The organism is Kitasatospora sp. NPDC004615 (assembly GCF_042873545.1).
GTDB lineage: Bacteria > Actinomycetota > Actinomycetes > Streptomycetales > Streptomycetaceae > Kitasatospora.
In genome coordinates this window covers 321,031-346,244 of the sequence record NZ_JBIALQ010000005.1, presented here as the reverse complement: position 1 = coordinate 346,244, position 25,214 = coordinate 321,031, and the positions used below count along the sequence as shown (strand labels likewise).

General features: G+C 72.0%; 27 protein-coding genes and 1 pseudogene. 12 read left to right on the top strand and 16 right to left on the bottom strand.

Annotated features, from left to right (window positions below):
- Positions 1–2: 2 nt before the first annotated feature.
- Positions 3–1,484, top strand: a complete 1,482-nt coding sequence (locus ACFYS8_RS19540; protein WP_387642751.1) for a long-chain fatty acid--CoA ligase — start codon at positions 3–5, stop codon at positions 1,482–1,484.
- A gap of 21 nt (positions 1,485–1,505) precedes the next feature.
- Complete coding sequence (locus ACFYS8_RS19535; protein WP_387642750.1) at positions 1,506–1,961, top strand: MaoC family dehydratase; 456 nt, start codon at positions 1,506–1,508, stop codon at positions 1,959–1,961.
- A 59-nt stretch (positions 1,962–2,020) separates the two neighbouring features.
- Here ACFYS8_RS19535 and ACFYS8_RS19530 read toward each other — a convergent pair whose 3' ends face one another.
- From ACFYS8_RS19530 to ACFYS8_RS19490, 9 genes are all read right to left on the bottom strand, one after another.
- A complete protein-coding gene (locus ACFYS8_RS19530) occupies positions 2,021–2,440 on the bottom strand; it encodes an SRPBCC domain-containing protein (RefSeq protein WP_387642749.1) in 420 nt (139 codons plus the stop codon).
- Positions 2,437–2,751 carry an ArsR/SmtB family transcription factor gene (locus ACFYS8_RS19525; RefSeq protein ID WP_387642748.1) on the bottom strand — a complete coding sequence of 105 codons (315 nt, stop codon included), beginning with the start codon at positions 2,749–2,751 and terminating at the stop codon, positions 2,437–2,439. The genes ACFYS8_RS19530 and ACFYS8_RS19525 overlap by 4 nt, the downstream gene beginning before the upstream one ends.
- A gap of 149 nt (positions 2,752–2,900) precedes the next feature.
- On the bottom strand, positions 2,901–3,860 hold the full coding sequence (locus tag ACFYS8_RS19520; RefSeq protein ID WP_387642747.1) for a Gfo/Idh/MocA family oxidoreductase: 960 nt from the start codon (positions 3,858–3,860) through the stop codon (positions 2,901–2,903).
- A 1-nt stretch (position 3,861) separates the two neighbouring features.
- Positions 3,862–5,163 carry a protocatechuate 4,5-dioxygenase subunit alpha gene (gene ligA, locus ACFYS8_RS19515; RefSeq protein ID WP_387642746.1) on the bottom strand — a complete coding sequence of 434 codons (1,302 nt, stop codon included), beginning with the start codon at positions 5,161–5,163 and terminating at the stop codon, positions 3,862–3,864.
- A 5-nt stretch (positions 5,164–5,168) separates the two neighbouring features.
- A complete protein-coding gene (locus ACFYS8_RS19510; RefSeq protein ID WP_387642745.1) occupies positions 5,169–6,095 on the bottom strand; it encodes an amidohydrolase family protein in 927 nt (308 codons plus the stop codon).
- Between the two features lie 3 nt (positions 6,096–6,098).
- Complete coding sequence (ligK, locus tag ACFYS8_RS19505; protein WP_387642744.1) at positions 6,099–6,785, bottom strand: 4-carboxy-4-hydroxy-2-oxoadipate aldolase/oxaloacetate decarboxylase; 687 nt, start codon at positions 6,783–6,785, stop codon at positions 6,099–6,101.
- An 18-nt stretch (positions 6,786–6,803) separates the two neighbouring features.
- Complete coding sequence (locus ACFYS8_RS19500) at positions 6,804–7,832, bottom strand: amidohydrolase family protein (RefSeq protein WP_387642743.1); 1,029 nt, start codon at positions 7,830–7,832, stop codon at positions 6,804–6,806.
- A gap of 49 nt (positions 7,833–7,881) precedes the next feature.
- Positions 7,882–9,099 (bottom strand): 4-hydroxybenzoate 3-monooxygenase, encoded by a 1,218-nt coding sequence (locus ACFYS8_RS19495; RefSeq protein ID WP_387642742.1) that lies wholly within the window; start codon positions 9,097–9,099, stop codon positions 7,882–7,884.
- 126 nt (positions 9,100–9,225) lie between these two features.
- Positions 9,226–9,993 carry an IclR family transcriptional regulator gene (locus tag ACFYS8_RS19490; RefSeq protein WP_387642741.1) on the bottom strand — a complete coding sequence of 256 codons (768 nt, stop codon included), beginning with the start codon at positions 9,991–9,993 and terminating at the stop codon, positions 9,226–9,228.
- Between the two features lie 122 nt (positions 9,994–10,115).
- On the opposite strand from ACFYS8_RS19490, the gene ACFYS8_RS19485 reads away from it, so the two are divergent.
- Complete coding sequence (locus ACFYS8_RS19485; RefSeq protein WP_387642740.1) at positions 10,116–10,841, top strand: substrate-binding domain-containing protein; 726 nt, start codon at positions 10,116–10,118, stop codon at positions 10,839–10,841.
- A gap of 37 nt (positions 10,842–10,878) precedes the next feature.
- Here ACFYS8_RS19485 and ACFYS8_RS19480 read toward each other — a convergent pair whose 3' ends face one another.
- On the bottom strand, positions 10,879–11,298 hold the full coding sequence (locus tag ACFYS8_RS19480) for a winged helix-turn-helix transcriptional regulator (protein ID WP_387642739.1): 420 nt from the start codon (positions 11,296–11,298) through the stop codon (positions 10,879–10,881).
- Between the two features lie 103 nt (positions 11,299–11,401).
- On the opposite strand from ACFYS8_RS19480, the gene ACFYS8_RS19475 reads away from it, so the two are divergent.
- Positions 11,402–12,220 (top strand): NAD(P)H-binding protein, encoded by an 819-nt coding sequence (locus tag ACFYS8_RS19475; protein WP_387642738.1) that lies wholly within the window; start codon positions 11,402–11,404, stop codon positions 12,218–12,220.
- An 80-nt stretch (positions 12,221–12,300) separates the two neighbouring features.
- Here the strand turns inward: ACFYS8_RS19475 and hemC are convergent, their stop codons facing one another.
- From hemC to ACFYS8_RS19460, 3 genes are all read right to left on the bottom strand, one after another.
- Positions 12,301–13,269: a hydroxymethylbilane synthase gene (hemC, locus tag ACFYS8_RS19470; RefSeq protein ID WP_387642737.1), complete on the bottom strand. Its 969-nt coding sequence runs from the start codon at positions 13,267–13,269 to the stop codon at positions 12,301–12,303.
- Positions 13,223–13,735, bottom strand: a complete 513-nt coding sequence (locus tag ACFYS8_RS19465) for an NUDIX domain-containing protein (RefSeq protein WP_387642736.1) — start codon at positions 13,733–13,735, stop codon at positions 13,223–13,225. The genes hemC and ACFYS8_RS19465 overlap by 47 nt, the downstream gene beginning before the upstream one ends.
- A gap of 526 nt (positions 13,736–14,261) precedes the next feature.
- On the bottom strand, positions 14,262–14,774 hold the full coding sequence (locus ACFYS8_RS19460) for a hypothetical protein (protein WP_387642735.1): 513 nt from the start codon (positions 14,772–14,774) through the stop codon (positions 14,262–14,264).
- Between the two features lie 106 nt (positions 14,775–14,880).
- Here ACFYS8_RS19460 and ACFYS8_RS19455 point away from each other — a divergent pair, with 106 nt between their 5' ends.
- From ACFYS8_RS19455 to ACFYS8_RS19445, 3 genes are all read left to right on the top strand, one after another.
- The gene (locus ACFYS8_RS19455; protein ID WP_387642734.1) at positions 14,881–15,708 is read left to right on the top strand and encodes a Scr1 family TA system antitoxin-like transcriptional regulator; all 828 of its coding nucleotides are present in this window, start codon (positions 14,881–14,883) and stop codon (positions 15,706–15,708) included.
- Positions 15,705–15,908 (top strand): DUF397 domain-containing protein, encoded by a 204-nt coding sequence (locus ACFYS8_RS19450; protein ID WP_387642733.1) that lies wholly within the window; start codon positions 15,705–15,707, stop codon positions 15,906–15,908. The genes ACFYS8_RS19455 and ACFYS8_RS19450 overlap by 4 nt, the downstream gene beginning before the upstream one ends.
- A 283-nt stretch (positions 15,909–16,191) precedes the next feature.
- Entirely contained in the window at positions 16,192–17,526 is a 1,335-nt protein-coding gene (locus tag ACFYS8_RS19445; RefSeq protein WP_387642732.1) for a hypothetical protein, read from the top strand.
- Between the two features lie 209 nt (positions 17,527–17,735).
- Here the strand turns inward: ACFYS8_RS19445 and ACFYS8_RS19440 are convergent, their stop codons facing one another.
- The gene (locus ACFYS8_RS19440) at positions 17,736–18,005 is read right to left on the bottom strand and encodes a GlsB/YeaQ/YmgE family stress response membrane protein (protein ID WP_387642731.1); all 270 of its coding nucleotides are present in this window, start codon (positions 18,003–18,005) and stop codon (positions 17,736–17,738) included.
- A 311-nt stretch (positions 18,006–18,316) separates the two neighbouring features.
- Between ACFYS8_RS19440 and ACFYS8_RS19435 the strand changes: the two genes are divergently transcribed.
- From ACFYS8_RS19435 to ACFYS8_RS19425, 3 genes and pseudogenes are all read left to right on the top strand, one after another.
- Positions 18,317–19,336, top strand: coding sequence for a transglycosylase SLT domain-containing protein (locus ACFYS8_RS19435; RefSeq protein ID WP_387642730.1), 1,020 nt, complete (start codon positions 18,317–18,319; stop codon positions 19,334–19,336).
- Positions 19,337–19,446: 110 nt separating this feature from the next.
- Positions 19,447–20,244 (top strand): hypothetical protein, encoded by a 798-nt coding sequence (locus ACFYS8_RS19430; RefSeq protein WP_387642729.1) that lies wholly within the window; start codon positions 19,447–19,449, stop codon positions 20,242–20,244.
- 99 nt (positions 20,245–20,343) lie between these two features.
- Positions 20,344–20,652 (top strand): annotated as a pseudogene (locus ACFYS8_RS19425) (ATP-binding cassette domain-containing protein); the annotation flags it as partial.
- 90 nt (positions 20,653–20,742) lie between these two features.
- Here the strand turns inward: ACFYS8_RS19425 and ACFYS8_RS19420 are convergent.
- On the bottom strand, positions 20,743–22,077 hold the full coding sequence (locus ACFYS8_RS19420; protein WP_387642728.1) for a DUF2079 domain-containing protein: 1,335 nt from the start codon (positions 22,075–22,077) through the stop codon (positions 20,743–20,745).
- Positions 22,078–22,252: 175 nt separating this feature from the next.
- On the opposite strand from ACFYS8_RS19420, the gene ACFYS8_RS19415 reads away from it, so the two are divergent.
- Together ACFYS8_RS19415 and ACFYS8_RS19410 are read left to right on the top strand one after the other, a co-directional pair.
- The gene (locus ACFYS8_RS19415) at positions 22,253–22,948 is read left to right on the top strand and encodes a response regulator transcription factor (protein ID WP_387642727.1); all 696 of its coding nucleotides are present in this window, start codon (positions 22,253–22,255) and stop codon (positions 22,946–22,948) included.
- Positions 22,938–24,497: a sensor histidine kinase gene (locus ACFYS8_RS19410; RefSeq protein ID WP_387642726.1), complete on the top strand. Its 1,560-nt coding sequence runs from the start codon at positions 22,938–22,940 to the stop codon at positions 24,495–24,497. Before ACFYS8_RS19415 ends, ACFYS8_RS19410 begins: the two co-directional genes overlap by 11 nt.
- Before the next feature lie 201 nt (positions 24,498–24,698).
- On the opposite strand, the gene ACFYS8_RS19405 is transcribed toward ACFYS8_RS19410, so the two are convergent.
- Positions 24,699–25,154, bottom strand: a complete 456-nt coding sequence (locus ACFYS8_RS19405; RefSeq protein ID WP_387642725.1) for a hypothetical protein — start codon at positions 25,152–25,154, stop codon at positions 24,699–24,701.
- Positions 25,155–25,214: the final 60 nt, after the last annotated feature.

Sequence of the window (25,214 nt, the reverse complement as noted above, 5' to 3'; positions counted from 1 at the left end):
CCATGCGCAACGAGGGAATCGGCTCCTGGCCCGCCCGCCGGGCCCGGAAGACCCCGCACCGCACCGCACTCGTCCACCACGGACACACCGTCAGCTACGCCCAGCTGGCCGACCGCACCACCCGCCTCGCCCAGGCCCTGCGCGCCGCCGGACTGCGCCGCGGCGACCGGGTGGCGTACCTGGGGCCCAACCACCCCGCCTTCCTGGAGACCCTGTTCGCCACCGGCCTGCTCGGCGCGGTCTTCGTCCCGCTGAACACCCGGCTCGCCGCACCCGAGATCGCCTATCAGCTGACGGACAGCGGGGCGAAGGCGCTGATCCACGCCCCCGACTGCGCGGGCCTGGTGGGCGCCGGCCCGTCGCTGACGGTGCAGGTCGGCCCCGCCTACGAGGCTCTGCTGACCGCCGATCCCACCCCGATCGACGAGCCGGTGACGCTCGACGACACCTGCATCATCATGTACACCTCGGGCACCACCGGCCGTCCCAAGGGCGCCGTGCTCACCCACGGCAACCTGACCTGGAACGCGTACAACGTGCTGGTGGACGTGGACCTGACCGCCGACGACCGGGCCCTGGTCAGCGCGCCGCTGTTCCATACGGCCGGCCTCAACATGCTCACCCTGCCGGTCCTGCTCAAGGGCGGCACCTGCCACCTGGTGGAGTCCTTCGACCCCGCCGCGACGCTGGAGATCATCGAACGCGAGCGGATCAGCTACCTGTTCGGCGTGCCGACCATGTACCACCTGATCGCCGCTCAGGAACGCTGGGAGAGCGCGGACCTGAGCAGCCTGCGGGTCCTCAACTGCGGCGGCGCCCCCGTGCCGACCACGCTGATCGACACCTACCTGCGGCGCGGCCTGGCCTTCCTCCAGGGCTACGGCATGACGGAGACCGCACCCGGCGTGCTCTTCCTGGACGCCGAACACGCCGCCGCCAAGGCCGGCAGCGCGGGCGTCCCGCACTTCTTCACCGACGTGCGGCTGCTCACCCCCGACGGCCGGCCGGCCGCGCCGGGCGAGATCGGCGAACTCCTGGTCCACGGGCCCAACGTCGGCCCCGGCTACTGGGGTCTGCCCGAGGCCACCGCGCAGTCCTTCCACGACGGCTGGTTCCGCAGCGGCGACGCCGCCCGGGCCGACGCCGACGGCTACGTCACCATCGCCGACCGGCTCAAGGACATGTACATCTCCGGCGGCGAGAACGTCTACCCCGCCGAGGTGGAGGACGCCCTGCTCGCCCTGCCCGGCGTCGCCGAGTGCGCCGTCTTCGGCGTCCCCGACGCCAAGTGGGGCGAGGTCGGCCGGGCCGTGGTGGTCCCCGAGGCCGGGGCGGACCTCGACCCGGCGGCGCTGCTCGCCGCGCTGGCCGGGGTGCTCGCCAAGTACAAGCTCCCGAAATCGGTGGTGCTCGCGGAGGAACTGCCGCGCACCGCCTCCGGAAAGATCCTCAAGCACCGGCTCCGTGCCCGGCACGGCAGCTGAACCCACCGAAAGGCAACACCCATGGCACTCACCGTCAACGGCCTCGACGAGCTGAAGTCGCTGGCCGGCGCCGACCTCGGCACCAGCCGCTGGCTGGAGGTCACCCAGCAGCGCATCGACACCTTCGCGGACGCCACCGACGACCACCAGTGGATCCACACCGACCCCGAACGGGCCGCCGCCGGCCCGTTCGGCGCCCCCATCGCGCACGGCTACCTGACGCTGTCGCTGTTCATCCCGCTGTTCACCGAACTGCTGGAGGTCGAGGGCGTCACCACCAAGGTCAACTACGGCCTGAACAAGGTCCGCTTCCCCTCGCCGGTCAAGGTCGGCTCCCGCATCCGCCTGCTCGCCCGCCTCGCCGAGGTCGAGGAGGTGCCGGGCGGAGTGCAGATCACCGTGGACGGCACGGTGGAGATCGAGGGCGCCACCAAGCCGGCCGCCGTGCTCCAGAGCGTCTCCCGGTTCTACGCCTGACCAACGAAAATGACGAGGCGTCGGGACCTTCCGGTCCCGACGCCTCGTTGGCCTGCGTGTCACACGGACGGAGAGGCGTCGCCGAGGACGGAGTCGAGGCGGCTCAGGACGTGCGGCCACCCGTGGCCCATGCCGTCGAACGCCTGCCTGCCCATCGGGGAGTCGAGGTCGAAGCCCGCGTGGGTGAGGACGAGGCGGGTTCCCCGGCCCTCGGGATGCAGCGCCCAGGTGATGGTGGTGTCGAGCGAGCCCTCGGCGAACCGGTAGGCCAGCAGTCGCTGGTCGTCCACCTCGGTCACCTCGCAGGGCTGGCTGCCGAAGTTGCCCATGTCGAGGGCGAAGCGGTGGCCGACGACCGGCCTGATGTCCCCGGCGGCCCACCAGCGGGCCAGGAGCCCGGGGTCGGTCAGGGCCTTCCACACCGCCGCCGGCGGGTGGGGCAGGAACTTCTCGCAGGTGATGGTGTTGTTCTCGGTCACGTCTCGTCGTCCTCGTCCAGAAGATCGGACAGCGCTTCCAGGCGCTGCTTCCAGTAGTGCTCGAACGGATGCAGCCACTCGCCCACCTCGGCCAGCCGCGCCGGTTCGAGGCGGTAGAAGCGGTGCCGTCCGCGCGGTTCCTCGCTCACCAGCCCGGAGGCTCGGAGCACCGCCAGGTGCTCGGACACCGCGGGCCTCCCGAGCTCGAACAGGCCGGCCAGCTCCCCGGTGGAGCGAGGACCCTCCCGCAGGGTTTCGAGCAGTCGGCGGCGCACCGGGTTTGCCAGCGCGCCGAACACATCGGTTCGCATGGCCACCACTATGCGTCGGAAAAGTCCGACGCGTCAAGAATCTCCGACGCGCCCCTGCGTGGCGGCGGTTCGTGCGGCCCGGGCCGACGGCAGGGACGCCGCAGGCCCGAGCCGCAGAGCGCGGCCCGGGCCCGGGGCGGTTCACGCCGTCATGCGAGTTGCTGCTCCAGGGCCGCCAGGGTGCGGTAGCAGGGCAGTACCTGGGCGAGCGAGGCGTTGGGTTCGCGGCCCTCGCGGATCGCCGCGACGAACTCGCGGTCCTGGAGTTCGATGCCGTCCAGGGAGACGTCGATTCCGCTGACGTCGACGGGCTCGTCCGCGCCGGTGAACAGGTCGTCGTAGCGGGCCAGGTAGGTGCCGGTGTCGCCGATGTAGCGGAAGAACGTGCCCAGCGGGCCGTCGTTGTTGAAGGAGAGCGAGAGGGTGCAGATCGCGCCGCTCGCCGCCTTCAGCTGGATCGACATGTCCATCGCGATGCCCAGTTCCGGGTGGACCGGCCCCTGGATCGCGTTGGCCTGCACGATCGGCGAACCGGTCTGGTAGGCGAACAGGTCGACGGTGTGCGCGGCGTGGTGCCACAGCAGGTGGTCGGTCCAACTGCGCTTCTGGCCTAGGGCGTTGAGGTTGGTGCGGCGGAAGAAGTAGGTCTGCACGTCGAGTTGCTGGATCGCGAACTCGCCCGCCGTGATCCGCCGGCGTACCCACTGGTGGCTGGGGTTGAACCGGCGGGTGTGCCCGGCCATCGCCACCAGTCCGGTGCGTTCCGCCTCGGCCACGCAGGCCTCGGCGTCCGGCAGCGAGGCGGCGACCGGGATCTCCACCTGCACGTGCTTGCCCGCCGCCAGGCAGGCCTGGGTCTGCGCGGCGTGCAGCGGCGTCGGCGTGGCCAGGATCACCGCGTCCACGTCGTCCATGGCCAGGACCTCGTCCAGGCTGCCGGCCGCCCGGTCGACGCCCTGCTCGGCGGCGAACCTGCGGGAGCTCTCCGGGGAGGAGGAGACCACGGCGGCCAGCTCCACGCCCTCGATCCGGCGCAGGGCCGCCGCGTGCTTGGCGCCGAACGCGCCGCCGCCGGCCAGGGCGATCCGTAGGGGCTGCTGGGTGGTCATCTCAGTTCTCCTCGAGGCGGGGGTGGTTGTTCAGGATCAGGTGGCCGACGGCGGTGTTGGACGCCGGCACGTGGTAGAAGCGGTGTTCGACGTCGACCCGGCCGCCGTCGTCGACGTCGCTCAGCGCGCCGCGGGCGATCAGCCACATCACCAGCTCGATGCCCTCCGAGCCGGCCTCCTCGACGTACTCCAGGTGCGGCACCCGGGCCAGGCCCGCCGGGTCGGCGACCAGCCGGTCCAGGAACGCGTTGTCCCACTCCCGGTTGATCAACCCGGCGCGCGGGCCCTGGAGTTGGTGGCTCATCCCGCCGGTGCCCCAGACCTGCACGTTCAGTGGCCGCGGGTAGGACTCGATCGCCCGGCGCAGCGCCCGCCCGAGCGCGAAGCAGCGCGCCCCGGACGGCACCGGGTACTGCACCACGTTGACGTGGAGCGGGATCACCCGGCACGGCCACCGCTCCACGTCGCCGAACATCAGCGACAGCGGCACCGTCAGCCCGTGGTCGACGGGCATCTCGTTGGCCAGTGTCAGGTCGAAGTCGTCCCGGATCAGGCAGTGCGCGAGGTGCGCGGCCAGCTCCGGATCGCCCTCGATGCCCGGCACCGGGCGCGGGCCGTAGCCCTCGTCGGCGGTCGGATAGGCGGCGCCGGTGCCCAGCACGAACGTCGGGATCAGCGAGAGGTCGAAGGCGCTGGCGTGGTCGTTGTAGACCAGGATCACCACGTCGGGGACGTTCTCCCGGGCCCACTGCCGGGAGTGCTCGTACCCGGCGAACACCGGCTGCCAGTACGGTTCTTCGGTCTTTCCGTGGTCCATCGCCGCGCCGATCGCCGGGACGTGCGAGGTGAACACGGCGGCCGAGACGGCGGCGTGTGCCACGGGCGGCGACTGGTCGGCGTGGGCGGCCTCCAGCACCGCGCGGTCGATCCGGTTGCCGGGGAGGGAGGCCGAGCGGCCGCCGGAGACCATCATGTCCCGGTACTCCTGCTCGGTCATGCCGGTCATCGAGCCCGCCATCTGCTGGAACGAGAACCCCAGCGTGGCACCCCACTTGGCGAGGAAGTAGATGTTCCCGCCCTCGCGCATCGCCGCGTTCAGGTCCCGGTCGAGCAGCGCCTGCTTCTGTGCCTCGCGCAGCGGCCAGGCGTCCAGGTAGCCGCGCTCGTCGGCCAGGTACGCGGCGCGGTTCTCGGCCGTCATCAGCGACATGCAGAACTGGTTGAGGTGGTAGCCCTTTGCGGACTGGTCGGCGTCGAAGATGGTGGTCCCGGGGACGAGCCGGTACGTGCGGTCGACTGCCATGGTCGTCAACTCCCTTCCGGGGAAGGCCAGTAGAGGCGGTTCGGGTTGTCGACCAGCAGCCGCCGGCGCAGCTCCTCGGTCGGGGCGATGTGCGGGAGGAAGTCGACCAGCAGGCCGTCGTCCGGCATGTGGTCCTTCAGGTTGGGGTGCGGCCAGTCGGTGCCCCACAGCACCCGGTCGGGGAACTCCTCGACCACCCGGCGGGCGAACGGCACCACGTCCCGGTAGGCGTCCCGTTCGCCGTCCAGGGCCGGCGGGCCGGTGAGCGACAGGCGCTCCGGGCAGCTCACCTTGCACCAGATGTCGTCCCGGGCGCGCAGGAAGGAGAGGAACCCGGCGAACTCCGGGCCGTCCGGGTCCTTGGAGACGTCCGGCCGGCCCAGGTGGTCGATCACCAGCGGCACCGGAATGGAGAGGAAGAACTCGCGCAGCTCCGCCAGGTCGGCCGCCTCGAAGTACAGCACCACGTGCCAGCCCAGCGGGGCGATCCGCTCCACCACGTCCCACAGCTCGGCGCGGGGCGTCACGTCGACCAGGCGGCGCACGAAGTTGAACCGCACCCCGCGCACGCCGGCCGCGTGCAGCTCCCGCAGCTCGGCGTCGCTCACCCCCGGCCTGACGGTGGCCACGCCGCGGGCCCGGCCGCCGGAGCGGTGCAGGGCGTCCAGCAGGGCGCGGTTGTCGGCGCCGTGGCAGGTCGCCTGGACGATCACGTTGCGGGCGAAGCCCAGGTGGTCGCGGAGGGCGAACAGCTGCTCGGCGGAGGCGTCGCACGGCGTGTACTTGCGTTCCGGCGCGTACGGGAACTGCGCGGCGGGGCCGAACACGTGGCAGTGCGCGTCCACCGCGCCGGCCGGGAGGGCGAGCGCCGGACGGGCGGGGGAGGGGTGCCAGTCCAGCCAGCCGGGGGTCTTCTGCTGATCGGTCGTCATGGCTCAGTCCTCGTAGCGCAGTCCGAGCGCGGCCAGCGGGCCGCGCATGCCGTACATGTCCAGGCCCAGCTCGCCCGAGCGCAGCCGCTCGCGCTTGCCCGCCTCGGCCGCCTCCCGCCGGGCGGAGGCCTCGGCGACCTCGGCGGCCCGCTCGCGCGGCACCACCACCACGCCGTCGGCGTCCGCCAGCATCACGTCGCCCGGGCGCACCGGCGCGTTGGCGCACACCACCGGCACGTTGACCGAACCGAGGGTCGCCTTCACCGTGCCCCGCGCGTTGATCGCCCGGGAGAACACCGGGAAGTCCATCGCCGCGAGGTCCGCGACGTCCCGCACGCCGCCGTCGATCACCAGGCCCGCGCAGCCCCGGGAACGGAACGAGGTCGCCAGCAGCTCGCCGAAGAACCCGTCCTCGCTCTCCGTCGTGCAGGCCGCCACCACCACGTCGCCGGGCCGGATCTGCTCCGCCGCGACGTGCAGCATCCAGTTGTCGCCGGGCTGGAGCAGCACCGTGACCGCCGGGCCGCACAGCCGCGCCGACGGGTACACCGGCCGCAGGTAGGGGCGGGTCAGGCCGGTGCGGCCCATCGCCTCGTGGACGGTCGCCGTGCCGAACGCCGACAGCGCGGCCACCGCGGCCGCATCGGGCCGTTCGATCGTGGTGCGGACGACACCGAGTTCGGTGTGCATGTGCATCGCTCCTGGGGGTCAGCGGCCGGACGCGGCGAGGCGGGCGGCCAGTCGGGGGTGGACGCGCAGCGCGTTGCCGGCGTACACGGCCGCCCGCTGCTCGTCGGAGAGCCGGTCGGTGGCGTCCACGTACCGCCGGGTGTCGTCGAAGTGGTGGCCCGTCAGCGGGTCGATCCCGCGCACCGCGCCGATCATCTCGCTGGCGAACAGCACGCCCTCGGACGGGACGACGGACGTCAGCAGGTCGATGCCCGGCCGGTGGTAGACACAGGTGTCGAAGAAGACGTTGCGGCCCAGCAGGTCCTCCGGCCGCGGCCCGCCGAGGGCCTGCGCCAGCCCGCGGAACCGGCCCCAGTGGTAGGGCACCGCGCCGCCGCCGTGCGGAATGACGAACCGCAGCGTCGGGAAGTCCGCGAACAGGTCGCCCTGGAGCAGCTGCATGAACGCGGTGGTGTCCGCGTTCAGGTAGTGCGCGCCGGTGGTGTGGAACGCCGGGTTGCACGAGGTGCTGACGTGGATCATGGCCGGCACGTCGTACTCCACCAGCGCCTCGTACAGCGGGTACCAGGACCGGTCGGTCAGCGGCGGGGCCGTCCAACGCCCGCCCGAGGGATCGGGGTTGAGGTTCACCGAGACGGCGCCCAGCTCCTCCACCGCGCGCCGCAGCTCCGGCAGGCAGGTCGCCGGGTCGACGCCGGGGGACTGCGGCAGCATCGCGCCCATCGCGAAGCGCCGGGGGTAGAGCGTGCTGACCCGGTGCACCAGGTCATTGCAGATCCGCGCCCAGGCGGCGGACACCGCGAAGTCGCCGAGGTGGTGCGCCATGAAGCTGGCCCGCGGCGAGAACACCGTCAGGTCGGTGCCGCGCTCGTCCATCAGCCGCAGCTGGTTCGGCTCGATCGCCGCCCGCAGGTCGTCGTCCGAGATCCGCAGCCCGGCCGGGTCGGGCGCGTCGGACGGCGAGTCGAGGGCGGCGAGCTGGCGCTCGCGCCAGGCGGCGAGCTGCGGCGGGGCAGTGGTGAAATGGCCGTGGCAGTCGATGATCACGTGAAGGTCCTTTTTCGATGGGGCGTCAGCGGTCCGGGTCAGCCCCGGGTCAGCCCCGGGTCGGCCAGCCGGTGTACTGCTCGGCCAGGTAGCCGCGACCCGCTCGGGTGCCCACCACGCTGTCAAGCTCGCCGAGTTGGCGCCGCAGGTCGAAGGCGCTCGCGCCGGGCGCCAGGTGCAGCAGCCTGGTCATCCAGGACGAGAAGTGCTGGGCGCGCCACACCCGCGCCAGGGCGCGCGGCTGATAGTCGTCCAGCGCGGCCGCCCCCTCGGCGCCGAGCGCCCGCAGCAGCACCGGGGCGAGCACCTTCACGTCGTGCAGCGCCAGGTTGAGGCCGCGCGCCCCCGTCGGCGGAACGGTGTGCGCCGCGTCGCCCGCCAGCAGCAGCGAACCCCAGCGCATCGGCTCCTGCACGAACGACCGGAACCGCAGCACGCTCTTCTCCAGCACCGGCCCCTCCTGGAGCCGGAAGCCGTCCTCGCCCGCCACCCGGGCCTGGAGCGTCTGCCAGATCCGGTCGTCCGTCCAGGCGTCCACCGAGTCCTGCGGATCGCACTGGAAGTACATCCGCTGCACCGTGTCGGTGCGTTGGCTGATCAGCGCGAAACCCTGCTCGGAGTGGGCGTAGACGAGTTCGGGGGAGCTCATCGGGGCCGCGGCCATGATGCCGAACCAGGCGAACGGGTACTCGTGCCCGTAGCGCACCCGGCTCCGCTCCGGCACCAGGTCCCGGCACATGCTGCGCGAGCCGTCCGCGCCGACCACGTACCGGGCCCGCACCTCGTGCCGGGTGCCGTCGGGCGCCGTCCAGCGGACCCTGGGCGCCGCGGTGTCGACGTCCAGCACCTCGGTGTCGCGGATCCCGAAGTGCACGGTGCCGCCGTCGCGTTCGCGGGCGTCGGCCAGGTCGATGAACACGTCGGTCTGCGGGTAGAGCCAGGTCGAGGCGCCCACCAGGCCCTGGAAGTCGATCCGGTGCGCCCGGCCGCCGAAGCGCAGTTCGACGCCGGTGTGCTCGTGGCCCTCGCGCAGGATCCGGTCACCGACCCCGGTCTCCACCAGGTCCCGGGCCACGTCGGCCTCCAGGATGCCGGCCCGCTGGGTGGTCTCGATCTCGTGCCGGGTCCGGGTGTCCAGGACGACGGCCTCCACCCCGGCGCGGCCCAGCAGGTGAGCCAGCATCAGACCGGCCGGACCGGCGCCGACGATCGCGACGGGGGCCCGGGTGACGGTGTCGATCGAGGCGGCGGGGATGGCGTCGGCCATGGCGTCTCCAGAACAGCGGCGGGGGATTTCCTCCCCCGAACGCTGGCAGCCCGACCCGCGGCCGGTCTCCCGGCTTTCCGTCAGGCGGAAAGCTTGCTGCTCACTGTCCGGTGCGGGCCCGGTTGCTCACCGCCCGGTGCGGGCCCGCCGGCCGAGCTCCGCCGAGATTGCGCCCACCGCCCGCAGCAGCGGCTCGCGCAGCCCCCGGGCCCGGTCCGCGTCCCGCGCCGCGATCACGATGCCCAGCGCGGCACTCACCGGCCCGTCCCGCCCGATCCGCACCGGCGCGGCCACCGCCACCGTGCTCTGCGACAACTGCCGGTCGCTGACGAAGACCTGCTCGCGGCGGATCAGGTCCAACTGCGCCCGCAGCGTCCTCGGTTCGGTGACGGTGTGGGGCGTCCAGGCCGGCAGCGGAGCGCCGAGCACCTCCTCCTGGAGCTGGGCCGGCGCGTGCGCCAGCAACACCCGGCCCATGCCCGTCGACGCCACCGGGAACCGGGTGCCGACCATGGTCAGCAGCTCCACCGAGCGGTGCCCGGCGATCCGCTCCACGAAGACCAGCTCGGTGCCCTCGCGCACGGCGAGCTGGATGTTCTCGTGGGTCGCCTCGTACAGGTCCTGCATGAACGGCAGCGCCGCGTCCCGCAGGATCTGCGTCCGCGGGCAGCCCGAGGCGACCTCCCACAGCCGCAGTCCCACGTGCCAGGAGCCGTCCTCGGACCGCTCCAGCGCGCCCCACGCCGCGAGTTCGGACACCACCCGGTGCGCGGTGCTCACGGCCAGGCCCGCCCGCCGGGCGATCTCCGACAGGGTCAGCACCGGGTGCTCGCGGTCGAAGACGGCCAGGACGTCCAGGACCTTTCCGGCGGCGGTGCTCGGGGTGGTGTTCATCAGGGTCCTTTCGTGGATACCCCCGGCTTCAGCCGGGGAGGAAGTCAACCGCGCAGTGTGGCAGACCGCCGTTGAACAGCCCGATCGCCCGTCGTAGCATCTGCCGGACGCAAGGAGCAGACGTGGACGAAGAGATCGTCGGCCTGTCCTCGATGGCGACCCGGCCGATCCTGGCCGAGCTGTCCGAGTGGATCGGGCGTGCGCACGACATACCGGTACGGTTCGAGTCGGCAGGCGGCGTGGAGGTGGCCCGGCGGGTCCGGGAAGGGGCGGCGGGCGACGTGCTGGTGCTCGCCGAGGACGCGCTGGCAGCGCTCGCCGCCGAGGGTCTGGTGCTCGCCGCGACGGCCCGCCCGCTGTGGGTCTCCCAGGTGGTCGCCGCCGTCCCCGAGGGCTCCCCGGCACCGGCCATCGACAGTCAGGAGGCCCTGCGGGCCGCACTGCTGACGGCCAGTCGGATCGCCTACTCGACCGGCCCGAGCGGCACCGCCGTGCTTGACCTGATCAACCGTCAGGGACTCGCCGAGGCGCTCCGGGACCGTCTGGTCCAGGCACCGCCCGGGGTGCCGGCCGGCACGCTGCTCGCCTCCGGCGAAGCCGACCTCGCCTTCCAGCAGCACAGCGAGCTGATGGACCTGCCCGGGGTGCGCGTGGTCGGCCCGCTACCCGGCGACGCGGGCATCAGCTCCACCTTCGCCGGCGCCGTCCTGACCGCCTCCGCCCGGCCCGGCCCGGCCGGCGAGGTGCTGGACCTGCTGGCCGCCGAGGAGGCCGCGGAGACCGCCCGGGCAAGGGGAATGCGCCCTGCCGCCCGGCCGCCCGCGCGGGACCGCCCGACCTCCGGTTGACCGACCGCCCGGGAGGGCTTGTTGCCGCCCTCCCGGGTCACCGGATCTCGTTCTCCGGGTGCTCCAGGTCGTACGCGTGCCGGGCCTCGGCGATCACCGCGCGGTGCGCCAGCGACCAGTCGGCGAGCGCCTTCACCAGGTGCGTCAGGCCCGCGCCGGTCTCCGTCAGCCGGTAGTCCACCTGCGCCGGGACGGTCGGATACACCGTGCGCAGCACCAGCCCGTCGCGCTCCAGCCGCCGGACGGTCAGCGTCAGCATCCGCTGCGAGATGCCCTCGACGGCGCGCTGCAAATCCCTGAACCTTCTTGGCCCGCCCGCGAGTTCGACGATCACCAGGACCGACCACTTGTCGCCGATCCGGTCCAGCACGTCCCGGATCCCGCAGTCCGGATGATCCTGCCGCCCGCACGATTCGAGCTCGGCGGGGGTGGTTACCGCGGTGTGCGTCAGTGACATCGAACTGCCTCCTTGTGGACGGTCGTCGCGCGGCCGAGGATCACCGTAACGACTGGTTACCGAAAAGAACCAGGGCCGACGGCGCGAAAGGCTGTGACTGATCATGATTCTGGTGACCGGAGCGAACGGAAACCTCGGCGCGGCCACGCTCGCCGCACTGCGCCTGGCCGGCGTGCCTTCACTCGGCGGCAGCCGCACCCCTCGCGAGGGCATGCGACACCTCGACTTCGACGACCCCGCCACGCTCGACCTGCGCGGCGTCACCACCCTCCTGCTCATCTCCGCCGGCTACGCGGAGGACGACGTCGTCATCGCCCGGCACACCGCCGTCCTCGACGCGGCCGTCCGCGACGGTGTCGGCCACGTCGTCTACACCAGCCTCACCACCGCCGGTGACCACCTCGCCTTCGCCGCCGCCCACCGCGCCACCGAACTCCTGATCCGCGACAGCGGCCTTCCCTGGACCATCCTCCGCAACGGCCTCTACGCCGAACTCTTCGGCGGCCTCCTCACCTGGACCTCCTCCGGCCTCGAATCCCCCTTCGGTGACGGCGCGTTGGCCGCCGTCGCCCGCGCCGACCTCGCCGATGCCGCCGCAAAGGTCGCCGCCGACCCCACCCCCCACACCGGCCTCATCCACGACCTCACCGGCACCCCCCTCACCGCGCCCGCCGTCGCCACCACCCTCGGCGTCCCCCACCACACCCTCCCCCTCGCCACCTACCGCACCCGCCTGCTCGCCACCCCCGCCCTGCTCCCCTTCCAACCCCCCATGCTCAGCTCCCTCGCCACCACCATCCGCCACGGCTTCCTTGCCGGGACTTCACCCGCCCTGGCGAAGCTGCTGGGCCGCCCGCTGCGGGACCCGCTGGCGGTGGCCGCAGGGGTGGCGTCGGCGGTGCGGCCGGTGGTGAACGTGTAGGTGGGGGCGGTAGTTGGCCCTGCTGCGCGGCGAGGCCCCGTACGCTACTGCTCATGCGGACGGGGCCAGGCGGCGTCAGGTCAGTGCGGGATTCCCGAGATGATCTCTCGCGCGCCCTGGCGGAGGAGTTCGGCGGCGACGCGGGCACCGAGGACGGCCGGGTCGCCCTGGTGTTCGTCCCACATCATCGCGTTGGCGAACTTGCTGCCCTCGCGGTCGAACACCATGCCGCGCAGGGAGAGTTGCCCGTCGGCCTCGGTGGTGCAGTGTCCGGCGATGGGGCTGTTGCAGTGGCCGCGGAGCCCGTGCAGCATGACGCGTTCCGCCGTCACCTCGCGCTGCGTGCGCGGGTGGTTGACCTTCTCCAGCAGCGCGGCGACGGCATGGTCCTCCTGGCGGCACTCCAGCCCGAGGACACCCGCGCCGACGGCCGGGAGCATCTCGTCGAGGCCGAGCACGTGGCCGGGCCGTTCGATGCCGAGCCGGGCGAGCCCCGCGGTGGCGAGGATCATGCCGTGCGCCTGGACGTCGATCTTCCTCGTGCCGTCCAGCTTCTCCAACCGGCTCCCGACGGCCCCGCGAACCCGGACGACCTTCAAGTCCGGCCGGGCGCGCAGGATCTGTGCCTTCCGGCGGACCGCCGACGACAGGATGATCGCGCCCGGCGGCAGGTCGGCGAGCGTGCGGCACTCGGAACCCTCGGGGAACAGCAGCACGTCCCGCACGTCCGGACGTTCCATGTACGCGGCGAACACCAACCCGCGGGGCAAGGGCACGTCGCCGGGCACGTCCTTCACGCAGTGGACGGCCATGTCCACCTTGCCCGCTTGCAGCATCGCGTCGATCTGCTTGGTGTACAGGCCCTTGCCGCCGAGCTGCGCCAGGTCGCCCTGCCACAGGTCGGCCTCGGTGGTCACCGGCACGATCTCGGTCACCAGCTCGGGGACGTGCGCGCGCAGGGCGGCGATCACCATGTCCGTCTGGGCCAGGGCGAGCGGCGAACTACGCGTGCCGATGCGCAGGGTCCTGGCAGGGAACTCGGCCGTCATTGGGGTCTGTCCTTCCGTTTCGGGTCTCTTGATAGGTAACGCGTCCGGGCCACTGGAGAGGCGTCCGGATTCGAGCAGCCACGGCAGGGTGCAACAGTCGGTGGGCGTCGTCCGCGCCCGCCCAGCGCCACGCCGACAACTCCCGTTCCTGCAAGGCGATTCGGTCGGTGTCGGCGGCACTGAGCATCGGTCCCGCCCACAGGAACACGATGCGGCCCCGAGCGCCCTCGCGGCGGGCCTGCACCCACACCGTCCCGAGGAGATCGTCCGGCAACAGATCGAGCGCCAGGCCGAGTTCCTCGCGAGCCTCGCGGCGAACCGCGTCAAGCGGAGACTCGCCCGCCTCCACCACACCGCCAGGCAGGTGCCACATTCCGAGACCTGCGGCCTGAACGATCAGCAGACGGTCACCGGAACCGGTGCACAGGACGTACGACGTGACCGGGTGGCCGGGCGCGGTGCCCAACGTTCCTCCACTGGATCGGTTCGTGGTGCCCGCCCCGGGCGCGTGGGACCGGGTGGGGTCTTGGTGCCCGACGGGGCACAGGCCCCGCCGGGAGTCGAGAGGTGCAGCCCCGGCCCGGTGCCGTCGGGACGGACCGGGACTGCGGCGCGTGCAGGAGAGAACGCGCCCTTCCGCCGAGTGGCATCGGCGGGGTCTGGTGGAACGTCAGTCGTCGGCCAGCTCCACCGCATCCGTTCGTGCGAACAGCCAGTCGTCATCGGTGGTGATGCGGAGAGTGACCGGCTCGTCCGCGAGGATGCCCAGCACCTTGCGCACCGCGTCTTCGGCGCACGACTTCGTGTGCGTGATCGCGTCGGACTACATGACGAACGGGTTCTCGACGGTCCCCTCGATCTCCAACAGGTATCCGTCGGCCCGGGTGTAGTTCACGTGCGCGGGGCCGTTGCCGGGTCGGTCATCGGGGCTTCTCCACAGCCCCGACGCCGAACACCAGCACGCCCGTCACCAGCGTCACGCGCGTCACGGCTCACCCCGCCTTCGGCTGACGGTTGATCCTCGCCGTCATGCCTACCCGCACCAGCTCGTTGACGGTCGCCGTTCGCACCGTGAGCGGGTCGGCCGTCCACGGCTCGCTGTCACCGGACACCGCGGCGAGACACCACGTGTCGCCATCCTCGCCGCGGAACTCGCCGGCTCGGCCCGTCGCCGTGTCCACCACCAGGTCCCCGACGTTCGGGCGGAACAGCGGGACGGCGGGCGTGACGGGCTCGGCGACGGCGGCAGCAATCGTGTCCCAATGCTGATTGAGGAGTTGCAGGTGTTCGGCCAGCAACCGCACCGATTCCACCCGCATCCGACCCACGTCCACCAGCACTTCGCCGGTGAAGAGCTCGGACCGGTCGACGCCGAGTTCCGGCAACTCAATGTCGAATGCATCGGCAACTTCGGCCAGGGCGTCACACGCCGCGCGCGCCTCTGCTCGCTGCTGACGAATGGCCTTCGCCAACGGCGGTTCGGGTCTAGAGTCCACGTCCATCACGTCGTGCCCTTCCGTAGTCGAGCCACTACCGAGGGGCTTCACTGTGGCCCAGCGCCGCAAAGTGTTCAACTTGTCAAAGTTGCTCGGAGAGTAAGGAGTTGAGACGGTGAACCGGTCTGAGCTGGACCCCGCCGAGTCGCCCGAAGCAGCGTTCGGCGCATTCCTGCGCAGCTCACGCGAGGCAAGGAAGTGGACTCAGGAGGAGTTGGGCGAACACACCGGCTACTCGGGGACGCACGTGTCTGCCGTGGAGAATGGCAGGCGCCCCCCAACTCCCAGGTTTTCTCGGGAACTTGACAAGGCTTTGGGTACCGAAAACGTATTCCAGCGTCGAGCGCAGGATCTGCACAGCTCGGTACTGCTTGAAGGCTTCCCTGAGTACGTCGCGCACGAGTCTCGTGCCGTGGAACTGCGCCTGTTCACCCTGGGCATCGTGCCCGGAGTACTCCAGACCATCGACTACGCACGAGCCATCGCCGCAGGGGCAGTCCGTCGAGGCAGCATCACGCAGGGCCAGGCCGATGAACGGGTGGCCTACCTCGCACGTCGGCAAGCGGCCCTGCGCCGGGAACCGCCACCACAGATCCATGCGGTTCTGGATGAGAGTTGTATTCGCCGCCCGGTCGGCGGGCCAGCGGTCATGGCCGATCAGTTGGATGCTTTGCTGACTTTCGCCGGGATGCCGCACACCGTGTTGCAGATTGCCCCTCTCGCCATAGGCGAGGACCGGGCCTTCGATCTTCCTGTGTATGTGCTCACCCTGCCGGACAGGTCCCTCATGTCCTACGCAGAGTCCGCGCAACAAGGTCATCTTGAGCGAGAAACCGGTGCAGTCCTACCGGTGCTGACGGCCTACTATCAGCTACAGACCACAGCACTCTCACAGGCTGAGTCTGTGGCCCTGATCGGCCAGCTAAGGAGGGAAGTGCCGTGACCGAGCCCGTGTGGTTCAAGTCGTCGTACAGCAGCAACGGCGGGGAGTGCGTGGAGGTGGCGCGGAACCTGGTTGCCGCCGAGGGCATCGTTCCTGTTCGGGACAGTAAGGACCCGGAGGGGGCGCACCTCCGATTTGGCCCTGCAAGCTTCGACGCCTTCATCGACGCCGTGAAGGCCGGCCGCTTCGGCAACGTGTGACCGCAACACCCCGCAGTTGAGCCCCCGACGCCTTCGCCGGGGGCTTCGCTGTTTCTATGCGGTGAGGGCGGATACGCCCCGGGGCGGGCCTGCCTCGTGGGGGCCTCGCGGACCAGGGCGAGGAGGTCGTCCGTGCTCGATCCGCCGGCGTGGTTCACGGCGGTGATCCTCGTACGGCCGGAGGCGAAATCGGGTTGGCGGGGTGGCGGCGCGAAAGCGATGATCGGGCGGGTGTGCGAACCGGGTGGTCCGGGGGCGCCCGTCCGTTCACGAGGAGACTGTTTTGCGTTCCGACCTCGCCAAGGCGTGGGAGTTGCTCGATGCCGGTGACCCGCAGGGTGCTGTGCGGGAGCTCCGGAGGGTGGCCGACAATCTTCCGGCCGCCGAACTCGCGCCGGTGGTAAGGAAGTTGGCGGAGTCCGTCGGCATCGACGAGCTGGCAGACGCGGCCGGCGCCCTCGCGGGTCGTCCGGCGGACGCGGGCGCGGGCGCGGGCGCGCTGTACGCGTACGGGTACGCGTGCATCGAGCACGGGCTCTCGGAGTTGGCCGTCCCGGCGCTGCGCGAGGCGTTGCGGGCGGGTGCGGTGCCGGCGAAGCGGAAACTGTTCGGGCGGGGTGGCGGGCGGCAGGTCAACCCGCGTCAGGTACTGCTGGAGCTGGCCGTCGCGCTGGAGGACGGTGAGCGGCACGCCGAGGCCGTCGCCGTGCTGCAGGAGCACCGGGCGATCACCGGCGACTGGCCGGACGGGTACCTGCTGGCGCACAACGCGCTGATGGACGGCCGGGTCGAGCTGGCCCGTGAGGTGTTCGAGGCGCTGGAGGCGCCGGACGGCGACACCTGGGCGCCCGCCGCCGACCGGATCCGCCGTTCGCTGGCCCGCGCCGCGGCCGTCCCGCCCGCCGGGCCGACGGACCTGCGGGGTTGGCACTACACGCTGACCGGCGGCCTGCTGGCCACGCTCTCGACCCACGGGTTCCAGGCCGGTATGACGGGCCGCTGGGCGATGCTCGGCGACAGCTACGAGAACTGCCACCACAGCCTGGAGCGGCTGCGCACCGTGCTGGCCGCGACCGGCCGCCGCCCGTCCTCGGTGGCGCTGCTGCCGGATCGGGGCAGCGAGGCGCTGGGCCTGGCAGCCGCGGCGCTGTTCGGACTGCCCGCGGCCCCGTACCGTCCGGGCGCGGCGACGGCGGACGCGCTGGTGGTGGCGTACGACCTGAACGAATGCGACCAGGAGCTCGTCGAGGCGCTGTACGAGCGGGCGCCCGGCGAGCTGCTGTACGAGCACGCGACGTGCTGGACGGACTCGCCGGCCGTCTCGGCGGACATCTCGGGCCTGCTGGTGCAGCACGTGGCCGCGCCGTGGGAGCCGCGCCTGCGGGTCGACGAGGACGGCCAGGTCGAGCAGGGGCCCGCCGACGACGCCCCGGCGGCGGAACTCGCAGACCGGATCCGCACCGCCACCGCCGCCCCGGACGAGGGCGACGGCCAGACCCCACCCGACCCGAACGAGGCCCTCGCAGCCTTCGCCACCCGCGCCACCACGACCTGGGCGATCGGCAACCGCGACCGGATTCGCTCGTCGGGCCCGGTGCGCAGCTCCCGCTTCGCCTGACGCGGCGCCGGCGCTTGCGTGGTTTCGCCTGCTGCGGCGTTGGCGCTCGCGTCGTCGTGGCCTGGGCAGCCGGGTAGCCGCGACCGGATCCGTTCGTCCGGCCCGGTGCACAGCTCGTGACGCGCCCTCGCCGAAACACGCCGCCGCCCGCCGAGCGCAGTGGTCGACGGGCGGCGGCGGTGGCAGCGGCGACCGGCGGGGGCGGTGTGTCATCTGTTGGGGTGGGACTTGGCCCACGCGGGGGACGCGAAGGCGACCAGTGCGACCGCGAAGCCGAGCTGGAGCAGGTGGCGGATCCAGTCGATGCCGGAGGTGTGGCGGACGCCGATCCAGCCGGCCACCGCGTTGCCCAGCAGGGCGCCGGCCGCGCCGAGCAGCATGGTGAGCCACCACGGGATGGCCTGCGGTCCGCGCAGGATCAGCTTGGCCAGCACGCCCAGCACGAAGCCGATCAGCAGAATCCAGAGGAGTTGGAACATCGAATCCCAGCCTTTCCGGTAGGACACCGGCCGGTCGGCTGCGGCTCTCGGCAGTGAGTCGCGGTGGTGCGGTCGGAGGCGGATCGGAGGTGGACCGCACGCGGACGGTCCACGCCTGCCATGGTCGCGCGCCGGTCGCACTCCGGCATCTCGGCAGCCGAGCGTCGAGGCAATACCCCCGGCGGGTGGTTTGCCCGGCGGGCCCCGTGGGTAGTCGCGCACGCGGTGGGGGCCGGTGATTGCCGCGAGACGCCTTGTGGTGGGATAAACGACTGAACGGGCGTCAGGTTCGACGGGGGAGTAGACACGACATGGCAGCAGGCTTCGGTTTCAAGGCGGGCGAGCTCGCGAAGATCCAGCGGGATTTCGCGATGATTCAGCAGCGCATGAACGAGATGACGCAGCAGACCGGCCGGATCCAGGGCACGATCGCGAAGGCGGTGAGCACCGACCTGGCCGCCGGCGCGATGGGCAGCATCCTCGGGTTCGCCGAGATGGTCTCGCAGGTCCGCCAGCAGGTGAACGCGATCAACCAGCAGGTCGCGGCGCTGGAGGCGACCAAGGCGAAGCTCACCAAGGAGCTCGCCGAGGACACCAAGAAGATCGGCATCGTGATCAAGCGGTACGAGGAGGCCGAGAGGCGCGCCCACGAGGGCGTTCGCAAGCCGGCCCCCACGCAGCCCATGCCGAAGAGCCCGGGCCAGGGCGGCGACCACAAGCCGACGGAGAAGCCCGCGCCGAAGAAGCCCAGCGCGCCGATGCCGAAGAGCCCGAACAAGGGCGGCGACCACGGCGGCGGCAGCGGCGGCGGCGACCACGGCGGCGGCAGCGGGCACGGCAACGACCCGAAGGTCGAGATCTCGCATGCCGGAGCGATCAAGACCGGCGAGGTCACGTACGGCGGCAAGGGCCAGTACAAGAGCGGCGAGGCCGCCTGCCGCGAGTACATCGCGCAGGCGCTGGACGCGATGGGCGTGACCGACCCGGCGGCCCGCGCGGCGTGGACGAAGGGCATGCTGACCATCGCCGACCGCGAGTCGTCGTTCAACGCGCCCACCTCGCAGGTGAACCTGTGGGACACCAACGCGCACGGTGCGAAGCAGGCCGACGGCGCGCCGCTGAACAGCTCGCGCGGCGGCTGGCAGACCATTCCGTCCACCTTCGCGGCGTACCACGTCAAGGGCACCTCCACCGACATCTACGACCCGGTGGCGAACGTCGCGGCCTCGATGAACTACATCCGCGACCGGTACCACGTCTCGCCGGACGGCCACGACCTGGCGTCCAAGGTGCAGCAGGCCGACCCGAACCGTCCGCACCGCGGTTACTGATCGTCGTCAACCCGCGCGCCGCGCCCGACCGTTCACGGCGGGCGGCGGCTCGCGGGGTCCGAACGATCCACCGTCCGCCCTTCTCTTCCTTCTCGAATCCGAGGATCCACGTGCGTCCGTTCCGCCTCGCCGCCACCGCGGTGGCCTGCCTGACCGCCGTCGCCGTTCTGACCGCCTGCGACCCCGACAACACGGACGGGGGCGACGCCGGGAAGACGGCCGCCGCGCCGCCCGCCGCCAGCGGGGCGCCGTCCGCGGGCGGGACCGAGTCCGGCAGCCCGAAGACCGACCCGAGCGCGGCGCAGTCCGCCGGTGGCGGGAAGGCCTCGACCGTTCCGGCGGCGGCCTGGATCAACCCGCAGCAGGTGCCGCTGAACGCGGCGCTGCACTGGACGGCGCCCGCGGCGAAGAGCCTGGGCGCCAAGGGCCAGTTCCAGATCGAGCAGCTCTGCCACAGCAAGCGCTCCGCCGACTGGGCGGACACCGTGCCCGGCGTGGACACCGCCTCGCTGGGCGGCGCGCCCGACGACTGGAAGGCCGACCAGAGCATCGTCACCTTCGGCGACGCCAACAAGAGCAGCGCGGCCGTGCAGTCCGCGTTCGGCCTGCTCGGCGCCGTCAAGGACGAGGTGAAGCACTGCGCCACCACCGCGCCCGGCGCCAAGGCCGAGATCACCGTGGACGAGAGCGAGCACCTGGTCGCGACCGTCACGGTGCCGCAGGCCGACGGCGGCACCGTGACGGTGCACGAGTACCTGACCACCTCCGGCGGCGCGCTCGTCGAACTCACCTTGCACGCGCAGGCAGCCAAGGGCGGGCACCCGAAGACCGCCTGGTCCGCGCCCGCCGACAGCGCCGTGCTGAGCGCGATCGCCAAGCCGGTCTGCACCGCCTTCAAGGACTGCTGATCTCCCACCGACCAGCAGCGGAACCCGTTTTCGACGGGCCGGCCACCCTTCCGGGAGGTCGGCCCGTTGCCCGTTGCCCGTTGCCGACCAGGATCTTGCCTGCCGCGCACCTCCTGGGAGTTGACGTGCACCTTCGAGCGCGGCCGGAAGAAGGGCGGCGGCACCCGGGCGGTCGACGGCATCGACCTGACGGTGCGGGCCGGCGAGGTGTTCGGGCTGCTCGGGCCGAACGGTGCGGGCAAGACCACCACCATCCGGGCCATCACCACCCTGCTGCCCACCGCCCGCGGCATGGTCGCGGTGTTCGGCCACGACTGCCGCGCCGAGCCCATAGCGGTGCGCCGCCTGCTCGGCTACGTGTCCCAACAGCTGTCCGCCGACGCCGGGTTGACGGGCCGGAAAACGGTCGACCAACACGGAACTCGGCCATGTCGCCATCCTCCCACTTCGGTGCCGGTCGCCGCGCCCCGTGCCTGCGTGGCACCTCTCTCCCCGCGGTCAACGCCCCGGCTCCCAGTGCCAGATGGTGATGCCTGCGCCTTGGGCGACGGGGCGGTAGCCGGCGGTGGGGAGGGCACGTTGGGCGGTGAGGTCGTCGGCGGTGGAGGTGGGGAAGCCGCCGGGGGTGTCGAGGGTGGCGGCCCATTCTGCCACCGGGCGGAAGAGGGGGTCGCGGCCGTCGGGGGAGAAGTAGGTGGAGCCGGTGTCGGCGGGGAAGGTGAGGAACGGGAAGAGCGAGACGGTGCAGCGGGAAGTGAGTTGCGGGGCGAGCCGGTTCGCGGCGGCGACCCTCGCGCCGTCGGGGACGGTGGCGAGGACCTGGCGGGCGGTCAGGACGTCGGGGCTGGGGCGGGACAGGTCGGGGACGGGGGCGGCCAGCAGAGCAATGGTGAGCATCACGGCGGGCGCGTACCGCAGCGAAGGGAGTCCGGGCAGACGCCGCAGGCCGTCGATCGCGGCGACGAAGATGATGGGCATCAGCACCGCGTTGTAGTGCCAACCGGTGCTCCAGTACACGGGATTGGACGACCAGTAGCGGGCCGCCAGCGGCAGCACCGTCAGCAGGGCGAGCGGCGAGCGCAGCGCCAGCAGCAGGGTCGGGGCGAACAGCGCCGCGAGCGTCCACCACTTGTCGGTGGGCAGCAGCAGCCTGGAGAACGGATCCCCGCCCCCGGGCGCGGCCGTCGCACCGTACGCGTAGGTGCCGATCGGGTTGGCGGCGGGGATCAGCACCAGAATGGTGAGCAGGGTCCCGAGCGCGGCCGCCGCGAGTGTCGCCACCCCGAGCCCCCGCCGGCGCCCGACCAGCAGGACGTAGCCGCCGACGCCGGCCAGCAGCAGTCCCTGGTCCTCCTTGATCAGCAGCAGCGGCAGCGCCCAGCACACCGCCGCCCGCCACCGCCCCCGGGCCAGCGCGACCGTCGCGCACGCGATCAGCGGGACGGACAGCGCGATCTCGTGGAAGTCGAACCCCGAGGCCTGCCACAGCCCCCAGGACAGCCCGTACGCCAGCCCGGCCAGCACACCACGGGCCCTCCCCAGCCACTGCACGGCCAGCCCCGTCACAGGCACCACCGACAGCGCCAGCAGCAACGCCTGCGCCACCAGCAGCGTCTCGGGGGCCGGCCAGAGCCGGTAGAACGGGGCCAGCACGGCCAGCGCGGGGCTGAAGTGGTCGCCCAGTTGCACGAACCCGGCGCCCTTCAGCGTCACCACCGGCCGCTCGAAGTACGCGTAGCCGCGCACCGCCTCCTCGAAGATGCCGAGGTCGAAGCCGGTGGTCTGCATCCGCCAGTGCTTCGGCAGCGACAGCGCCAGGTGGAACAGCGCCACGGGCAGTACCGGCAGCAAACAGGGACGGACTCGGAAAGGTATTCGCACCCGACCGACGCTAGGAAAGACCGGCTGAGCCGATTCTGAAAGAACCTGAGGATTTCTTCAGCCCGGAGAAAACCGGCACATCGGTCAACGGTGTTTTCCACCGCGCAAATTGACTTACTCTTACCCGATGCGCCTACTCATGGTCGAGGACGAGGAAAGGCTGGCCCAGTCGCTCAGCCAGGGCCTGCGGGCCGAGGGCTACGCGGTGGACGTGGCCGCCGACGGCCTCACGGGCCTGGAGCAGGCACGTTCCGGCAGGTACGACCTGGTGGTGCTCGACCTGATGCTGCCCGGCCTGAACGGCTTCCGGATCTGCCGCCGACTGCGGGCGGAGGAAAACTCCGTGCCGATACTGATGCTGACGGCGAAGAACGGCGAATACGACGAGGCCGAGGCACTGGACTGTGGCGCCGACGACTTCCTCGCCAAACCGTTCTCCTTCGTGGTGCTCACGGCCCGGCTGCGCGCCCTGCTGCGCCGCGGCGCAGCAGGGCGACCCGCTGTTCTGGCCGTCGCCGACCTGCGGATCGACCCGGCGGCCCGCCGCTGCACCGTCGCCGACGCCGAACTCCGGCTCACAGCAAAGGAGTTCGGCGTCCTGGAGAGCCTGCTGCGCCGCCCGGACCAGGCCGTGCCGAAGACCGACATCCTGGACGCCGTCTGGGATTCGGCGTTCCGCGGCGACCTGAACATCGTCGAGGTGTACATCGCCGCGCTGCGCCGCAAACTCGACCGGGCCGGCGCGCACGCCCGGATCGACACCGTCCGCGGCATCGGCTACCGGCTCACCCCGAGCGTCCCGGCGCCCGCCGATGTCGACTGACCCCCGGCGCTGGTGGCGCTGGTGGCCCGCCTTCGGCGTGCGGGCCCGGGCCGCCGTGGCCGCGCTGGTCGCCTCCGCGCTGGCGTTCGTGGTCGCCGCGCCGCTGGTCGGCGACGCCGTCCACGCGCTGCTCTACCGTGAGGCCGAGATCAAGGCCACGCACGCCATGCTGAACATCGAGGCGAGGATCCGGGACGGCGCCGACGGTGAACTCCTGGGCGGTCAAGCGTTCGCGGCCCTCACCGAGGAGGGCGAGTGGCTGACTGGGGCGTACCTCGCGGATCACCGCCTGGACGATCCCGCGGTGGGCCTGACGCCCCTTCGGCTCGCACAGCCCGCGTCCGGCGCCGACCCGCAGCCATCCGTGCCGGTCGTCGAGACCGTCACCATTCGCTATCCGGCCGGCATCTCCCCCTACTACCGGCTGGCCTCGCCCGAGCCTCGCACCTACACCTTCCTGCGTGTGCTCACCGAACCGGTGAGCAGCGACCGACTCGCCCTGCTCGCTCCGGAGTGGCGTCTTTCCGCGGCGGCGATGCGTGAGCAGCGGCTCACCATCTACGTGCTGGTCGACCCGGTCATCGCCGACGAGACCACCTCCGCCGTCACTCGCGTGCTGATGTACTACGTGGCCCCTGTCGCTTCGCTGTTCGTCGCGCTGATCGCCTGGCTCGCCACCGGCCTCGCGTTGCGCCCGGTCGAGTCGATCCGCCGCCAGATGGCCGTGGTGCGGGGCGGCGCGTTCCACGAGCGGGTACCCGTCCCGCGCGCGCGGGACGGCATCCACCGGCTGGCCCGCACCACCAACGACACCCTGGACCGGCTCCAGCACGCCCTGGACGAACAGCGCCGCCTGGTCGCGGACGCCTCGCACGAACTGCGCAGCCCGCTCGCCACCCTGCGCAGCTCGCTCGAAGTGCCGCTCGCCCACCCGGCCGCCGCCGACTGGCCGACGGTGGTCCGCGGCGCGCTCGCCGACACCGAACGCCTTCAGGACCTCGCCGACGACCTGCTCCTGCTGGCCCGCGCCGAACGCGACACCGACCGCTCCGACGACACCGTCGACCTGCACGACCTGATCGCCGAACAACTCGCCGAACGGCAGTACGGTGGACGGGAGTTGACGTACGAGAGCGAGCTCGAGGAGGCAGTGCTGGCAGGCCGCGAGACGCTGCCGGCCCGCCTGGTGCGCAACCTGCTCGACAATGCCGCCCGGCACGCGCACGGCCGGGTCGCCGTCAGGCTCACGGTCGCGGGCGGCTGGGCGCACCTCACCGTCGAGGACGACGGCCCGGGCATCCCCGCCGCCGACCGGGAACGGGTCTTCGAACGTTTCGTCCGCCTCGACGACGCCCGCGACCGGCACAGCGGCGGCGCGGGCCTCGGCCTGGCCCTGGTGCGCACCATCGCCCACAGCCTCGGCGGCACGGTCGCCGCCAAGCCACCCACCCGGCTGCCCGGTGCCCGGCTGGTGGTCCGGCTCCCGGTGGCCCCCCACAACGGGATCAGGCCGCCGACCGTGCCCGGTGGGGCAGGGCCGACGGCCTGAGGCACCGCTCGCCACAACGAGCGCCGGAGGAAACGCGGTTGAGGGCGAGCGGGCCGATCGACGGACGGGAGTCCCGCACGCGCTCGAGAGCCGGGTCCGACCCGCGCGGCCGCGTCCACTCGGAGGGGGTGGCCGCAGCCGCGCGCGTCATCCGGCTCCGCTCGCGCGTGCCGGGAGGACCGTCCGGTACGTCAGCGGCGCTTACGAGAGGTCGAAGGCGCCGCCGGCGACCGCGACACCGACCGGGCAGGTCAGACGTACGCGGAACAGGCCGGAGAAGAGGACGGTGGACACGTACCGGTTGCCGTCCGAGCAGTCCACGAAGGGCTGCCAGAGCTGGCCGTTACAGGTCTCCGTGAAGGACGGCCCGTTGAAGTTGAAGTTGCCGCAGACGAGGTTCAGCGGCGTGATGCTCGTGATCGACCCGTCGGAGTGCACGGCCGGCAGGTTGGACGGCCTCGCCATCTCCACCGCCGGGGTCTGGACCTCATTGGCGCCCGCGGAATCCGGCGTGATCACGGGCAGGTTCGCCTGCTGGTTCGCGGGCTGGGTCGCGGGAGCGGTGTCCGCGAACGCGACGGAGCTGACCGTGCCGACAGCCGTGAAGGCCAGGGCGGAGGCGGTACCGATGGCGGCGAGCATCTTTCCGAATGCCATGTCTAACCACTTTCACTGAGAGAACGACTGAGTGTTCTTGGGTGACAGGGGGGCGCCCGC

Bases quoted from the DNA above. Each gene is read 5' to 3' on its own strand.
- ACFYS8_RS19540 (WP_387642751.1), top strand. From the start codon at position 3: ATGCGCAACGAGGGAATCGGCTCCTGGCCCGCCCGCCGGGCCCGGAAG.
- ACFYS8_RS19535 (WP_387642750.1), top strand. From the start codon at position 1,506: ATGGCACTCACCGTCAACGGCCTCGACGAGCTGAAGTCGCTGGCCGGC.
- ACFYS8_RS19525 (WP_387642748.1), bottom strand. From the start codon at position 2,751: ATGCGAACCGATGTGTTCGGCGCGCTGGCAAACCCGGTGCGCCGCCGA.
- ACFYS8_RS19520 (WP_387642747.1), bottom strand. From the start codon at position 3,860: ATGACCACCCAGCAGCCCCTACGGATCGCCCTGGCCGGCGGCGGCGCG.
- ligA (WP_387642746.1), bottom strand. From the start codon at position 5,163: ATGGCAGTCGACCGCACGTACCGGCTCGTCCCCGGGACCACCATCTTC.
- ACFYS8_RS19510 (WP_387642745.1), bottom strand. From the start codon at position 6,095: ATGACGACCGATCAGCAGAAGACCCCCGGCTGGCTGGACTGGCACCCC.
- ligK (WP_387642744.1), bottom strand. From the start codon at position 6,785: ATGCACACCGAACTCGGTGTCGTCCGCACCACGATCGAACGGCCCGAT.
- ACFYS8_RS19495 (WP_387642742.1), bottom strand. From the start codon at position 9,099: ATGGCCGACGCCATCCCCGCCGCCTCGATCGACACCGTCACCCGGGCC.
- ACFYS8_RS19490 (WP_387642741.1), bottom strand. From the start codon at position 9,993: ATGAACACCACCCCGAGCACCGCCGCCGGAAAGGTCCTGGACGTCCTG.
- ACFYS8_RS19480 (WP_387642739.1), bottom strand. From the start codon at position 11,298: ATGTCACTGACGCACACCGCGGTAACCACCCCCGCCGAGCTCGAATCG.
- ACFYS8_RS19475 (WP_387642738.1), top strand. From the start codon at position 11,402: ATGATTCTGGTGACCGGAGCGAACGGAAACCTCGGCGCGGCCACGCTC.
- hemC (WP_387642737.1), bottom strand. From the start codon at position 13,269: ATGACGGCCGAGTTCCCTGCCAGGACCCTGCGCATCGGCACGCGTAGT.
- ACFYS8_RS19440 (WP_387642731.1), bottom strand. From the start codon at position 18,005: ATGTTCCAACTCCTCTGGATTCTGCTGATCGGCTTCGTGCTGGGCGTG.
- ACFYS8_RS19435 (WP_387642730.1), top strand. From the start codon at position 18,317: ATGGCAGCAGGCTTCGGTTTCAAGGCGGGCGAGCTCGCGAAGATCCAG.
- ACFYS8_RS19415 (WP_387642727.1), top strand. From the start codon at position 22,253: ATGCGCCTACTCATGGTCGAGGACGAGGAAAGGCTGGCCCAGTCGCTC.
- ACFYS8_RS19410 (WP_387642726.1), top strand. From the start codon at position 22,938: ATGTCGACTGACCCCCGGCGCTGGTGGCGCTGGTGGCCCGCCTTCGGC.
- ACFYS8_RS19405 (WP_387642725.1), bottom strand. From the start codon at position 25,154: ATGGCATTCGGAAAGATGCTCGCCGCCATCGGTACCGCCTCCGCCCTG.